16 protein-coding genes are annotated in these 13438 nt (G+C 33.0%); 7 read left to right on the top strand and 9 right to left on the bottom strand.

The features are described from left to right. Positions 1–49 precede the first annotated feature (49 nt). Complete coding sequence (locus UH7x_RS08370) at positions 50–190, bottom strand: hypothetical protein (RefSeq protein WP_482363272.1); 141 nt, start codon at positions 188–190, stop codon at positions 50–52. A 345-nt stretch (positions 191–535) separates the two neighbouring features. On the opposite strand from UH7x_RS08370, the gene UH7x_RS08365 reads away from it, so the two are divergent. After that, complete coding sequence (locus UH7x_RS08365; RefSeq protein WP_482363271.1) at positions 536–1270, top strand: LytR/AlgR family response regulator transcription factor; 735 nt, start codon at positions 536–538, stop codon at positions 1268–1270. 54 nt (positions 1271–1324) lie between these two features. Further along, positions 1325–3250 carry a tetratricopeptide repeat-containing sensor histidine kinase gene (locus tag UH7x_RS08360; RefSeq protein ID WP_482363270.1) on the top strand — a complete coding sequence of 642 codons (1926 nt, stop codon included), beginning with the start codon at positions 1325–1327 and terminating at the stop codon, positions 3248–3250. 21 nt (positions 3251–3271) lie between these two features. On the opposite strand, the gene UH7x_RS08355 is transcribed toward UH7x_RS08360, so the two are convergent. Then, the gene (locus UH7x_RS08355; RefSeq protein ID WP_482363269.1) at positions 3272–3841 is read right to left on the bottom strand and encodes a DUF3109 family protein; all 570 of its coding nucleotides are present in this window, start codon (positions 3839–3841) and stop codon (positions 3272–3274) included. Between the two features lie 116 nt (positions 3842–3957). Here UH7x_RS08355 and UH7x_RS08350 point away from each other — a divergent pair, with 116 nt between their 5' ends. Together UH7x_RS08350 and UH7x_RS08345 are read left to right on the top strand one after the other, a co-directional pair. After that, on the top strand, positions 3958–4536 hold the full coding sequence (locus tag UH7x_RS08350) for a MarC family protein (protein ID WP_482363268.1): 579 nt from the start codon (positions 3958–3960) through the stop codon (positions 4534–4536). Between the two features lie 17 nt (positions 4537–4553). Then, on the top strand, positions 4554–4757 hold the full coding sequence (locus tag UH7x_RS08345; RefSeq protein ID WP_482363267.1) for a hypothetical protein: 204 nt from the start codon (positions 4554–4556) through the stop codon (positions 4755–4757). Here UH7x_RS08345 and UH7x_RS08340 read toward each other — a convergent pair. From UH7x_RS08340 to UH7x_RS08325, 4 genes are all read right to left on the bottom strand, one after another. Then, positions 4754–6379, bottom strand: a complete 1626-nt coding sequence (locus UH7x_RS08340) for a S41 family peptidase (protein ID WP_482363266.1) — start codon at positions 6377–6379, stop codon at positions 4754–4756. The genes UH7x_RS08345 and UH7x_RS08340 overlap by 4 nt on opposite strands. After that, positions 6379–6819, bottom strand: coding sequence for a deoxycytidylate deaminase (locus UH7x_RS08335; RefSeq protein WP_482363265.1), 441 nt, complete (start codon positions 6817–6819; stop codon positions 6379–6381). Before UH7x_RS08335 ends, UH7x_RS08340 begins: the two co-directional genes overlap by 1 nt. 82 nt (positions 6820–6901) lie before the next feature. Continuing rightward, positions 6902–7486, bottom strand: coding sequence for a HupE/UreJ family protein (locus UH7x_RS08330; protein WP_482363264.1), 585 nt, complete (start codon positions 7484–7486; stop codon positions 6902–6904). A gap of 98 nt (positions 7487–7584) precedes the next feature. Next, a complete protein-coding gene (locus UH7x_RS08325) occupies positions 7585–8319 on the bottom strand; it encodes a TerB family tellurite resistance protein (protein WP_482363263.1) in 735 nt (244 codons plus the stop codon). Positions 8320–8463: 144 nt separating this feature from the next. Here UH7x_RS08325 and UH7x_RS08320 point away from each other — a divergent pair, with 144 nt between their 5' ends. The 3 genes from UH7x_RS08320 (at position 8464) to UH7x_RS08310 (ending at position 10358) form a co-directional block, all read left to right on the top strand. Beyond that, positions 8464–8874 (top strand): BrxA/BrxB family bacilliredoxin, encoded by a 411-nt coding sequence (locus UH7x_RS08320; protein WP_482363591.1) that lies wholly within the window; start codon positions 8464–8466, stop codon positions 8872–8874. Between the two features lie 78 nt (positions 8875–8952). Next, positions 8953–9681: a lysophospholipid acyltransferase family protein gene (locus UH7x_RS08315; protein WP_482363262.1), complete on the top strand. Its 729-nt coding sequence runs from the start codon at positions 8953–8955 to the stop codon at positions 9679–9681. Positions 9682–9692: 11 nt separating this feature from the next. After that, positions 9693–10358, top strand: coding sequence for an HD domain-containing protein (locus UH7x_RS08310; RefSeq protein WP_482363261.1), 666 nt, complete (start codon positions 9693–9695; stop codon positions 10356–10358). Positions 10359–10372: 14 nt separating this feature from the next. Here the strand turns inward: UH7x_RS08310 and UH7x_RS08305 are convergent, their stop codons facing one another. From UH7x_RS08305 to UH7x_RS08295, 3 genes are all read right to left on the bottom strand, one after another. Continuing rightward, complete coding sequence (locus tag UH7x_RS08305; RefSeq protein WP_482363260.1) at positions 10373–10933, bottom strand: porin family protein; 561 nt, start codon at positions 10931–10933, stop codon at positions 10373–10375. Between the two features lie 113 nt (positions 10934–11046). Further along, positions 11047–12627 (bottom strand): hypothetical protein, encoded by a 1581-nt coding sequence (locus UH7x_RS08300; protein ID WP_482363259.1) that lies wholly within the window; start codon positions 12625–12627, stop codon positions 11047–11049. Between the two features lie 21 nt (positions 12628–12648). Continuing rightward, entirely contained in the window at positions 12649–13431 is a 783-nt protein-coding gene (locus UH7x_RS08295) for an enoyl-CoA hydratase/isomerase family protein (protein ID WP_482363258.1), read from the bottom strand. Between the last annotated feature and the right edge of the window lie 7 nt (positions 13432–13438).

Genomic DNA, 13438 nt, shown 5'->3' with positions numbered 1-13438 from the left:
ATTTATTTTTCCCTATAAAGCGTATTTAAAAGTCGAAACTATTATATAACTAATCTTCAAAATAAAACGTTTCATTGCCATCATTAACAGCCATAACATCTTCAGAAATCAACAACGTATTATTTTCAGAAATTATTGAAATAATTAAAACTACCAAAAACACAACGAACATTAAAAAACACTTTTTCATAACTACATTATTTAGTTCCTTTAACTTGCCGCAAAAGCCTTAATTGAGGGACCTAAATCATCTTTTTAACAATACCTAAGGTAATTGAACCTTTTTCCGACATGCAATTAATATGTATAAATGGGAGGTTTTACTGTATAATTGGTAGAAACCAAATTGTTAGTATTTACAATAGTTTATATCCAATTCTTTTGGAAAATGTATTTGTAAGTTAAAAGCTACAAAATTTCCAGTTTAGAGTTATTTTCGACCAACTATACTACTATTTCTTCAATTGGTACATATTTTAAAAAAATGACAAATAGTACCTTTATTTTTGATTATCTTTCTATAAAGTAATTGTAAATGATAAATGCTGTAATCGTAGACGATGAAATTAAGGCGCTACAAAGTCTTTCTTGGGAGCTAACTAACTTTAGTGATGAAATTGATGTTAACGCATCTTTTACCGACCCTTATGAGGCGCTTGATTACTTAGATAATAATCCACCCGATTGTCTTTTTTTAGATATAGAGATGCCAAAAATGGATGGATTTCAATTTATACAAAAACTAAAAAACAAAACTTTTCCTGTTGTAATAACAACGGCCTATAATCAATATGCCATTAAAGCATTGAAAAATGAAGCCATAGATTATCTTTTAAAACCCATTGACACCGATGATTTAAAAGACACTATTACAAAAATTAAAAAATTCAATAAAAGGAATTATACAGCCGAAAAATTAGAAGATATTTTGGTTAATTTCAACGCGAATACAAACCATAAAAAAATCACTTTTAATACTGATGGAAAATTACTTTTTCTAGATAGTGAAGAAATTCTTTATGCAGAATCTGATGGAAATTATAGTACAATCTATTTAACAGACGGTCAAAAACTTGTATTAACCAAGAAACTAAAAGAAGTAAATGACCTTTTACCTAAAGATTCTTTTTTTAGAATTCATAATTCATACATCATTAATTTACAAAAGATTAAGGAGTTTCTTAAAACTGACGGATATGTCGTTTTAACCTCTAATCATAAAATCCCCGTTTCAAGACAAAAAAAATCAGATTTTCTTGATATGATTTAACCGCTATTGGCTAACAGACTACACCATATGGCTGTAAAATCAAAATTTTATCTAATGTTCCCATTTAAAAAATTTCTTTTGCTCTTTGTACTGCTCATTTTTGCACGTGCTAAATCCCAAGATATTCCTACTAGCTTTCAAAAAACAGTTGATAGTGTAATATCAATTCAGCCAACTACATATTTAGGCTTAGAGGAGATTATTGGGGCATACCAGAAAGACACCGTACTCATGCGCTATTTAGCAGAAACATCTGCTAACGAAAATTACCTAATTGGTGAAGCATATGCATTAAATCATATTGGAAGAAGATATCGTAATTTATCCAAATACTCCAAAGCTTTGGTGCTACACCGAAAAGCCCTAGAAGCTGCTATAGAAGCCAACAGTCTAGAATTTAAAGTATTTAGCCTAAATATGCAGAGCGTTGTTTTCCGTAGAACAGATTCTATAAAATCTGCATTAGATTATAGTCAGGAAGCTCTTGAATTAGCAGAATCGGTAAAAGACCCCTCTATAGGTATTAAAAGAAGTATCAATGTCTCTCTTAATAATATTGGTAACATATATAGAAAATTAGACCAGTATGATATTGCTATTAAAAATTTCCAGAAATCTTTAATATTAGATAAAGAGTTAGGTAATAAGCTTGGACTAGCAATAAACCATCAAAATATAGGTGAATGCTATGAAGCACAAGGTGAACTAGAAAAAGCTCTTGAAAATCATCTAACTTCCCTAGCCTATAATGAAGAAATAGATTCAGAAAGAGGTAGAATTATATGTAAGTATAGTATCGCTCATATCTATGTACATCAAGGCAAAGCTCAAAAAGGACTAAACCTCTTAAATTCTTTAGTAAGCAGTGCTGAGAAACTAGGAGATATGGAAATTTTTACCGCTCTACAAATAAATATTGGCTGGACATTAGTAGAATTAAATCGATTTGATGAAGCACGTACCATTCTTTTACAAAGTATTGAGTTAGCACAAAAACATAACATTCCAGCTGCGGAGTCTGAAGCATACGCTTATTTGACAAATTTATGGGTGCACAAGGGTGATTTTGAAAAAGCACTAGAATACTTTAGAAAATATAAACAGTATGATGAAGAAATTTCCAATGATCGAAATTTACGTTATGTTACTGATGTAATTACAAGCTATAATTCCGAAAAACAGAGTAATCAAATTAAAATCTTAGCACAAGAAAACGAGCTTGTTAAACTTGAGCTAAAAAAGAATAAAACGGTTCAACTAATCAGTGGAATTGCCCTGGCCCTACTAGCTGGTATTTTTTATATACTATACCGTCAATATCAATTAAATAATGAAAAGAAAGTATTGACATTAGAACAAAGCATGCTTAGAAGTCAAATGAATCCCCACTTTTTGTTCAATTCATTAAACTCTATCAAACTATATATTATTAATAATGAGCAAAAGAATGCTGTATATTATTTGAACAAGTTTTCTAAATTGGTGCGTAAGATTCTAGAATCTTCTTCGGTTAAAGAAATACCATTAGCAGAGGAGTTAGAAACTGTTGAATTATATATGAACATCGAGAATATTAGATTCTCTAATGAAATAAATTTTGTTGTTACTATTGATGATGATGTAGATCCACATATTATTAAAATACCCTCATTAATACTACAACCCTTTTTAGAAAATGCCCTTTGGCACGGACTCTCACCAAAAGAAGGTGAAAAAAATATTTCGCTCGATATTAGTAGAGAAAATATGTATATCAATATTGTAATTACCGATAATGGTATTGGCCGAGAAGCAGCAGAGAAAATAAAACAAAATAAAGTCCTAAAACGTAAATCTGTTGGTATTGATATTACAAAAGAAAGACTGGCAAATTTCTCTAGGGACTACCAAAATTCTTTTAGTATTGAAATTATCGACCTTTATGATGACGATGGATTGCCTGCGGGTACAAGAGTGATTTTGCATATTCCGACAACGTAAATAGCTTTGTATTCTGCGCAATTACAAATTTAATTCTTTGGCAACTGTTTCAAGTTCTTCATACCAAGCTTTGCCAAATTTTCGAATTAAAGCTTCTTTTACAAATTTATAAATTGGCACTTTTAATTCTGCTCCCAAAGCACATGCTGGATCACAGATTTCCCATTTATGATAATTTACAGCTGTTAGCTCAGTATATTCCCGAACTCGAACTGGATACATATGACAAGAAACAGGTTTTTTCCAAGAAATAGCTCCATTATTATATGCTTGTTCTATACCACATTTGGTAATATTAGATTCATCGAAAATCACATATGCACATTCACTTTCATTTACTAATGGAGTTTCCCATTCCCCATCTTCACCTCTTATAAAAGCTCCTTGATCCTCTATTGCAGCAATTCCTTCTGGTCTTAAAAATGGTTTTACTTTAGCATAAATATCCACAAGAATTTCAGTTTCTTTATCATCTAAGGGTGCTCCGGCATTGCCATCAATACAGCAAGCACCTTTGCATGCACTTAGATTACAAACAAAATCTTGTTCTAATATTTCTTCAGAAACTATGGTTTTTCCTATTTGGAACATACTGTAGATTTAAAAAATCAAAGATACTTTTTATAGTGTATTTTGCTGTCAAATTAATTACTTATCTATGCTTTCCATAGGTTTAATTAAATGTATTTTTGCAAAAAATTTACGATATGGATGTTCAATTCAATTTTAGAGAAATTGCTACGGCTACTATGGTACTATTTGCAGTCATTGATATATTAGGAAGTATTCCAATTATCATTGGCCTACGTAAAAAGGTAGGACACATTCAATCAGAAAAAGCATCTATAGTCTCCTTACTTATTATGATAGCCTTTCTTTTTGTAGGCGAGAAAATATTAAAACTAATAGGAATTGATGTGTATTCATTTGCTGTTGCAGGTTCTTTTATTCTGTTTTTCCTAGCCTTAGAAATGATTTTAGGTATTACGCTATACAAAGAAGATGAGCCAGAAAGCGCATCAATTGTTCCCATTGCTTTCCCTTTAATAGCTGGAGCTGGCACGTTAACTGCATTACTTTCATTAAGAGCAGAATATAGAGTGGAGAATATTATTGTAGCAATCACTGTAAATACTATTTTTGTATATATAGTTCTAAAATCTTCAAAAACGATAGAACGTGTATTAGGCAAGAATGGTCTAAATGTTATTCGAAAAGTATTTGGTGTTATCTTGTTGGCCATAGCTGTAAAGCTCTTTGCCACAAATATTAACCAGTTATTTTAAACTCAAAATCTATTGAAATGAATAAATTATTATCAATTATATTAATTGTTTCGGCTCTTGCATTAATTATCTATAATGTGACCTTGGTTAATTTTGAAAACCCATTAGAAGGTAATAGCATTATAGCTATCATTGGTATTGTAGCATCTCTTTGTGCCATTGTTTTGATATTGATTTACAATACATCAAAAAAGATAGAGAAAAAAATTCACGAAGATTAATTAGTTGCTTCAATAGCTTCTGCCTCACCTTGTTTTACAGCAGGGTTATCAAGCTCTAACACTCTTCGCAACATAGGATCCTCAGCACTTTTTATTTTTGCATGAAGATTCTCGTCAAACAATTGCTCGGCGAGTCCTGCTTTTAAATATAATTTAATGCTTTCTTCAAAATCATAGAAATTCATATTTAGATTTCTCGAAATTGAATATTGAACAAACTCACTAAATAAAGTATCATCTACTTTGAAATCTCTGGCAAACTCAGATTTTGAGAAACCACTATAATCCAATCGGTGACTATCTAAATGTTCAAATATAAAGAAGGATAAAAAACCTAAACTATCCATACTCTCTACGGCTTCCTCTTCGTTCGTGCCAATAGATACGAATACATCTGGAATAATACCACCACCACCGTAAACCACTTTACCCTTTGGTGTTTTAAACATTAACGAGTCGGCTACCTTAATACTATCAGCAGAAACCATCTCTCCGTTATGGTACCGATTATTAAATGTCTGATAATAATCTTTATTTCCTTTAGCATAATCTCGTTGAATACTTCTACCGGTTGGAGTGTAATACCTAGAAACGGTAAGTCTTACCGCGGATCCATCTCCTAAATCCATTTCACGTTGTACAAGGCCTTTACCAAATGAACGTCTTCCTACAATTGTACCAATATCATTATCTTGTAATGCACCAGCAATAATTTCACTTGCTGAAGCAGACCTTTCATTTATTAAAACATAAACAGGTTTATCTTCAAAACTGCCCTCATCAGTGGCGAATATTTTATTGATTTTGCCTTTTTTGTTCTTAGTAAATAATATCAATTTACCATCATCAAGAAACTCATCTGCCATTTGTTCAGCAATACCCAAATAACCCCCAGGATTATCTCTTAAGTCTAATGTTAATTTCTTTGCTCCTAATTTCCTTAGTTTTATTAATGCTGATTTAAACTCCTTAAAAGTGGATTCTGCAAATCTGTTAATTTTCATGTAGCCCATATCATCAGTGAGCATAAAATATGAGTCTACACTTTTTATAGGAACAATATCTCTTTTTACTTTTACATTAAAAATCTTGTCTTCATCTTTTCGATATACTTTTAAATTTACGGCGGTACCACGCTTTCCTTTTAAACGCTGAATTATCATTTCATTTGGCAATTTCTTACCATACAACGTATCGTCATCTGCCATTAAAATTCTATCGCCCGCTTTTATTCCTTGCCTAGAACTTGGCCCTTCAGGAATGGTTCTAATCACTGAAATTGTGTCTTTATAAGTGTAAAAATTAACGCCAATACCAACAAAATCACCCTTCATATTCTCAGAAACTTTAGTCATATCTTTTTCTGAAATATAAACTGAATGCGGGTCCAATTTTTCGAGTATCTGATTAACAGCTACATCAACAATACTATCTGTATTAATCTCATCAACATACTCATAATCGATATAATCAATTAATCTATTTAGCTTGTCTTTTTTTGAATTTGTAGTAAAGAGCTTCTCAGGTGTGTCTGTGTAGTGCAATTTTCCACCTACAAAAATACCAACGGCAAGTGCTGCAGCGATAATCGTAGGCCAAATAAAATTGTTCTTATTATTCATTATTTCTCCAAACTTTCTATTTCTGGAATAAAATCTAATTTAACCCCAGCTTTCTCCAAAAATTTTATTCCTGAATCGTCTTTGTATGCCTTTTGATACACTACACGTTTAATGCCAGACTGATGAATTAATTTACTACATTCTCTACATGGCGATAATGTAATATATAAAGTGGCTCCTTCACAACTTTGTGTTGAGGCTGCTACCTTGCTAATAGCATTGGCCTCTGCATGCAATACATACCACTTGGTATATCCTTCGTCATCTTCACAATGATTTTCAAAACCTGTAGGCGTTCCGTTATAACCATCTGAGATTATCATTCGGTCGCGCACTATTATTGCACCTACTTGTTTTCTTTTACAAAAGGATAGCTTACCCCATTCTTTTGCCATTCGCAAATAGGCTCTATCATATTTAATTTGCTTGTCAACTCTCATGGGTAATCGCTAAAATGCATATGACTAAGATACCGGCTTTGAATAAGCCGTACAACCAAATTAGGTTAATATTAAACTAACACTACCATGGAAACGTTTCAAACAGCATTGGTATTGTAACCAGAAACAATAAAATAGAAGTTCCAATGATATAATAATTTCGTTCTACATGTAACACATTCTGAAACAGATGAGCAACCCACAAAACGGCTAGTATAATAACAATTTGTGAAAACTCGATTCCCGCAGCGAAACCCAACAAAGAGGTTAATTTATCGGTTTCTTCTGCCATTAACATTCTAAAGTAATTAGAAAAGCCAAAGCCGTGTATTAAACCAAAGAAACTAGCAGCTAAATAATGAAGAATAAATGAACCTTCTCCAGCTTTAACTCTAGAATAAATAATATTGAATATGGTGGTTAAACAAATGGTCACCGGAATTAAAAATTCTATTAAAGAAGTATCCATGGCTACAACCCCATAAACCGAAAGTGCCAACGATGTACAATGAGCCACTGTAAAAAGAGTAGCCAATAGTAGAACAGCTTTCCAATTCTTAAATACAAAAGGCACTGTTAACGCAGCTAAAAACAAAATATGATCATATGCCGAAAAATCGAGCACATGCCAAAACCCTAATTCTATGTAAAACCAAAAATTTTCCATCTTTCATTTCTTATTCAAACAAAAACGACTAAACTAATACCGTTATATTTAGCACTAAAATAATTACTTTGTAATACACATTCACTACTATAAACTACCTATAATCCGCGCTCAGCTTGAATAGTTTCGTAGGCCTTTTGAACTTCTTTAAACTTTTCTTCGGCCCCTTTTTTAATAGCTTCATCTTGTGTATTTACTCTGTCTGGATGGTATTTTTTCGCCATTGTGCGGTATGCTTTTTTAACATCTGCATCGGTGGCCGATTTTTGAATATCTAATATTTTGTAGGCATTATTAGCCGATTTAATAAACATGGCTTTTATACTCTCAAAATCGCGAAGTGTTACCCGCAAATAACCTGCAATTTCTCGTATTTTATTTACCTCGGCATTACTAACATTACCATCGGCTTGCGCTATACCAAATAAAAAATGCAATAACTGCAGGCGAACTTCATAACGTGTTCGTTGCGTCATAAAAGCGCAAATTCGCTGTGCTGAAATCTCTCGCTTTTTATTTACTTCATTAAAAGTTCTAAAAATAGCATTGGCCTTTTCTTTACCATAGGTGCTCACAAAATATTGACGCACATAGTCCATTTCACTCTGACTCACTTTTCCGTCCGCCTTTATAACAAGTGAACATAAGGAAAGTAAATTCAATTCAAAATCGGCTGGTGAAACACTTTGGCGCGTCATATCCTTGAAAAGAGATTGCGCCCCACTTCCACTAGAGGTCATATTATCTAAAAAACTGCCTAATAAAAACCCAATTATCGCTCCTGGAAAACGAAATAATGAATATCCTACAACAGCTGCAAACCACTTTATCATTTACTATAGAAATTTAATCAAAGATAAGCTCCCATTTGCTGCCTTACAAGGTTCAAACATATTATGACAATGATTTGTTAAGGTTCACTAATGAAATACGACAAATTAAGTATCTTTGAAATTGCTTATATAAAATATAAAAATATGTATCCTGCAGAATTAGTAAAACCAATGAGAGAAGATCTGGCTTCAGCCGGTTTTCAAGAATTATATACGGCCGATGCGGTCAAAAGTGCAATCAACAATGATGGTACTATTTTAGTTGTTGTAAACTCTGTTTGTGGCTGTGCAGCCGCAAATGCAAGACCTGGCGCTAAAATAAGTCTTCAAAATGACAAGAAACCTGACAATTTAGTTACTGTTTTCGCTGGTGTAGATACCGAAGCTGTTGATATGGCTAGAAGTATGATGTTGCCTTTTCCTCCATCATCACCAAGCATGGCTTTATTTAAAGACGGTGAATTGGTTCATATGATTGAACGTCATCATATCGAAGGTAGACCAGCTGAATTGATTGCTGAAAATTTAATGGAAGCTTATAACGAATTCTGTTAAATATAGTTCGCTCTTAAAAAGAGTGTAGAAAGATTATATAAAAACCGTTTCTCTCGAAGCGGTTTTTTATTTTTGGGTATGCAAAAAGTACTGGCTTACATTTTAACGCCTATTTTCTTTTTTTTCTTCGGATTAACGCTGTTGGTTTTTCATCCAATACAGGTGTTTTGCCATAAACTTATCGGATATAGTGCCCATGGCTTTTCCGTAGCTTTAATGAACCGTACGCTTATGTTGTGCACGAATCTATTAGGAACACGATACACCTTCATCAATAAAAATAAACTACCTACAGATTGCCCTATAATTTTGGTTGCAAACCACCAAAGCATGTTCGATATACCACCCATTATCTGGCACATGCGAAAATATCACCCAAAATTTGTTAGTAAAAAAGAACTTGGCAATGGCATTCCCAGCGTCTCATATAACTTACGTCATGCAGGTTCTGTTCTCATCGATAGAAACAACAACAAACAAGCCTTAACAGAAATTGCTAAGCTTGGTCGTTATATTGAAAAATATAATAGGACTGCTGTAATATTCCCAGAGGGTACTCGAAGCCGAAATGGCCAACCACAACATTTTAGACCAACGGGACTTAAAATTCTTATGAAAACTGCGCCATCAGCTATTATTGTTCCTGTAAGCATTAACAATTCATGGAAATTATTACGCTATGGTAAATTTCCCATGGGTGTTGGTAGCCACTTAAAATTCTTCGTTCATCCACCACTTGAAAGAACTGAAAACCTAGATGATTTTATAACTGAAATTGAGGATAAAGTGATTTCTTATGTCGAATAAAACAAACAACCATGAGTGATTCTGAAATTATTGATCAGACGATTCTATTTGTAAAAAAAACGCTAAAAGATGCCGAGGGTGGTCACGATTGGTTTCATATTCAACGGGTTTATAATAATTCTTTGCTTATTGCTAAAGATGAATCGGCAAATATTCTCGTGGTAGGTTTAGGTGCCTTATTACATGATATTGCCGATGCCAAATTCAATAATGGAGATGAATCTATAGCACCAAAAATGGCTAAAGAATTTTTAAATTCTTTAAATGTTCCACAAACAACTATAAATCACGTAGTGCAAATTATCGCAAACTGCTCTTTTAAAAATAGTTTAGACAAAACTAGCAAACCGTTTCAATCAATAGAGCTTGCAATAATTAAAGATGCTGATCGTCTAGATGCTATTGGAGCTATAGGTATTGCCAGAGCATTTAATTACGGAGGATTCAAAAACAGAAAACTCTATGATCCAGACATCGCTCCAAATCTAAATTTGACTAAAGAAGAGTATAAAAAATCTACTGCTCCAACCATTAACCATTTCTACGAGAAATTACTTCTACTTAAAAACACCTTACAAACCAAAACCGGAAAAAAATTAGCCGAGAAGCGACATCAATTTATGATGGATTATCTCGAACAATTCTATGGAGAATGGAATGGGAAACCTGGTTTTTAGGTAGAAATATTTATCTAAAATGCATAACCGGCAAAAATTTGGAATACATTATTCTTGCTGGTTCCATTTACACTTGAATCACTATTTATATCCATAACACCTTTGTTATATCGTAAACCTGCAAATAAGTTATCGCCAATTTTATAAGAAGCGCCAATTCCAAAGGCTATATCTAAACTTTTAAAATTCTCTTTCTCTGCATTTGTTGATAATAAAAACCCAACTAGTGGTCCTGCCTCTGCACTTAGACCTTTAAGAATATAATATTTAGCCATAACTGGTAAATTGATGTAATCTAATTTTAAATTATCGCCAGACCCATAAAAGGACCAACTACTACCTTGTGAAGAATATAATAACTCTGGTTGTACAGCTATTTTTTCTGATATAGGAATTTCGACCACACCACCTAAATGAAAGCTCACTTTAGACGATAATCCACCAAGACCGGCATATGCATTACCCCCAACAGAAGCAATGTTAACACCCCCTTTTACCCCAAAAGCGAACTCTTGTGCTTTTGTAGCAGTAAAACTTAAAAAGGCAATGAAAAGCAAAAATGATAGTTTTCTCATAATTCTAGATTTTATAAATATTTTGTTTATTAGTGATAGAACCATAAAAAGGTTAACATCCACTATAAACAAAACCTAGAATTGCTTTGAACTACTCTATTTATTATAGAAAATTATTTAGACACCTTAGTAGATGCATCCACGAATTCAACCTTTACCAATTGCTTCTTTGTACCGCGTTTTGCATAAAAAAGCATTTGGTCTTTATCTTTATTAATTAATGGCATACTTACCATCAAGGGCAATCTTGCCTCTTTGTCGTCAATAAATTTTTCGAAACTTATTTTTCCATTTGTATCAAGTTGGATACTAAATACATTTCGATTTCTACTCAATCCTTGTTTAAACAATAATCGGTCGCCAGTCATTAATTGAGGATTCTCAGCTGATGTAGCGATAAAAAAGTATGTTTTACCGTCTTTTACATAAGCGCTATACGATGCGTACGCACCATCACCTTGTGTTACCTCCGCTTTATTGATATTACGAACCCAAACAATATCACCTGAACGATTTAATTTTGCCGAAACAATGTCATTATAATGAAAGCGCTCCACTTTTACGCGACCGCCACTGGTGTTCGACTGAACACTATTGGATACAAAATACTCTTCAGCATTAAAAAGTATTGAACCATCAGGCGCTATATGTAAACTTTTAAATACCAAATTCTTGATTTCAGCATCAACATTTCGTCCGAATTTGTCAGTCATAAACTGATCAGAAAACGGATTGTACTTTTTTGATTTTAACTCTAGTGTTAAAGGATCAATATCGAAATACGACAGTCCGTTATATCTGTTGTCTTTTCTATCTGCGTAAAAACCAACACACAATAATTTTCCATTTTTCATTATTGGCTTAATACCTTCCGAAAACTTACTAAAATCATCAAATGATTGTGTTTTAGCACCTAGTTTAGAGATTTGAATCATCTCATATTCAAATTTTCGCTCTTTGGCACTAAAACGTCTCTTTTTAAAATAAGCCTTACCAACGATATAAACATTCTCAAGGTCTTCTGAGAAAGCTACATTTTCGAAAGAATAGTTCTTTTCTTCTGCGGTATCTGAGAAATCATAGGTCATTAACTTACTTAATCCAGCATTATACAAATGAATAAGATGTTGGTCTATTTTACCTTTCTTAAAATGTGTACTTATTACAAAAGCAGATTTTTCATCATCAAATAAAACAGATGATGTAAAACCTGAAGTAAATTTACGGTTGTAGAAATTTCTACCAAGCGGTTCTCTTACTGGATCAGATTTAATAGAAAGAATAGTTTCTTCAGTAAAATTATACTCGTCCATCGGGCTTCTGTGTACCACATAATCATAAGATCCTGTATCGTAATTATAGTCTAAAAAGAGCAAATATATCTGTCCATTACGTACGTAACCTTCTACAAAATTGGCATTCTTAAGCTTATAATTGTATTCAGAAATAAGGTTTAAATCTTTATCATAATTTTCAATGAAGTAGCCTTTAGGTCGCAACACCATGCCTGTATAATAAGCTCGTACTAAAAGCGATCCGCCATTCTCGTCTTCGCCTATAGTTAATAAGTTTGAATACTTATACCTATCGTTATATTTTTCTCCAAATGAATATTTTAATGGAATTTCTTGCGCATTTGACACAGAATAAATAGCAAGAAAAAGTACTAAAGCAATGCTTTTTCGAAGTCTCATAAGTAGGTGATTTGGTTGATGCTATTCTCCTGGGAAATCGGCCTTTCGTTTTTCTAAAAATGCTGTTGTACCTTCTTCAAAATCTGCTGTACCAAAGCAATCTCCAAAAGCCTCTATCTCAGAATTATAACCATTCACATTAGTTTTAAAACCAGCATTTACCACTTTTATTGCATGTGCGATAGCAACAGGGGAGTTATTTGCTATTTTTTCGGCAATCTCTAAACAATAATCTAGTAATTCTTCTTGTGAAACCACATGATTTACTAAGCCATAAGCTAATGCTTTGTCTGCATTTATCATGCTTGCTGTCATAATCATTTCCATAGCACGCCCCTTACCTACTAATTGAGGCAAACGTTGTGTACCACCATAACCAGGAATAAGCCCTAACGATACTTCTGGAAGTCCCATTCTAGCATTTTCACTTGCTATTCGAAAGTGACAAGCCATTGCTAATTCGAGTCCGCCACCTAATGCAAATCCGTTTACAGCTGCGATTACCGGAGTTGATAGGTTTTCAATAAAATCGAACACTATTTCATGTCCTTTTGCTGCTAAATCAGCTCCTTCTTCAACCGAATAGTTTGAGAATTCCGAGATATCCGCACCAGCTACAAATGCTTTCTCACCACTACCTGTTAAAACGATAACCAAAGTTTCCTTTTCAGCATCAAGTTCTTTAAATGCTTCGTGTAATTCTTGAATAGTTTCGCTATTTAATGCATTTAATTTCTTAGGTCGATTGATGGTTATAATTGCGAAATTATCATCATAATCAATAATTAAGTTTTTATAGCTCATAAGATTT

It is taken from the genome of Aurantibacter sp. UH7, from assembly GCF_056839165.1.
Note: the sequence above shows the minus strand (reverse complement) of the source record. Positions and strands in the feature narration are given on the sequence as shown.

Coding starts and splice junctions, on each gene's coding strand:
- UH7x_RS08370 (WP_482363272.1), bottom strand. CDS start 190: ATGAAAAAGTGTTTTTTAATGTTCGTTGTGTTTTTGGTAGTTTTAATT.
- UH7x_RS08365 (WP_482363271.1), top strand. CDS start 536: ATGATAAATGCTGTAATCGTAGACGATGAAATTAAGGCGCTACAAAGT.
- UH7x_RS08360 (WP_482363270.1), top strand. CDS start 1,325: ATGTTCCCATTTAAAAAATTTCTTTTGCTCTTTGTACTGCTCATTTTT.
- UH7x_RS08355 (WP_482363269.1), bottom strand. CDS start 3,841: ATGTTCCAAATAGGAAAAACCATAGTTTCTGAAGAAATATTAGAACAA.
- UH7x_RS08350 (WP_482363268.1), top strand. CDS start 3,958: ATGGATGTTCAATTCAATTTTAGAGAAATTGCTACGGCTACTATGGTA.
- UH7x_RS08345 (WP_482363267.1), top strand. CDS start 4,554: ATGAATAAATTATTATCAATTATATTAATTGTTTCGGCTCTTGCATTA.
- UH7x_RS08340 (WP_482363266.1), bottom strand. CDS start 6,379: ATGAATAATAAGAACAATTTTATTTGGCCTACGATTATCGCTGCAGCA.
- UH7x_RS08335 (WP_482363265.1), bottom strand. CDS start 6,819: ATGAGAGTTGACAAGCAAATTAAATATGATAGAGCCTATTTGCGAATG.
- UH7x_RS08330 (WP_482363264.1), bottom strand. CDS start 7,486: ATGGAAAATTTTTGGTTTTACATAGAATTAGGGTTTTGGCATGTGCTC.
- UH7x_RS08325 (WP_482363263.1), bottom strand. CDS start 8,319: ATGATAAAGTGGTTTGCAGCTGTTGTAGGATATTCATTATTTCGTTTT.
- UH7x_RS08320 (WP_482363591.1), top strand. CDS start 8,464: ATGTATCCTGCAGAATTAGTAAAACCAATGAGAGAAGATCTGGCTTCA.
- UH7x_RS08315 (WP_482363262.1), top strand. CDS start 8,953: ATGCAAAAAGTACTGGCTTACATTTTAACGCCTATTTTCTTTTTTTTC.
- UH7x_RS08310 (WP_482363261.1), top strand. CDS start 9,693: ATGAGTGATTCTGAAATTATTGATCAGACGATTCTATTTGTAAAAAAA.
- UH7x_RS08305 (WP_482363260.1), bottom strand. CDS start 10,933: ATGAGAAAACTATCATTTTTGCTTTTCATTGCCTTTTTAAGTTTTACT.
- UH7x_RS08300 (WP_482363259.1), bottom strand. CDS start 12,627: ATGAGACTTCGAAAAAGCATTGCTTTAGTACTTTTTCTTGCTATTTAT.
- UH7x_RS08295 (WP_482363258.1), bottom strand. CDS start 13,431: ATGAGCTATAAAAACTTAATTATTGATTATGATGATAATTTCGCAATT.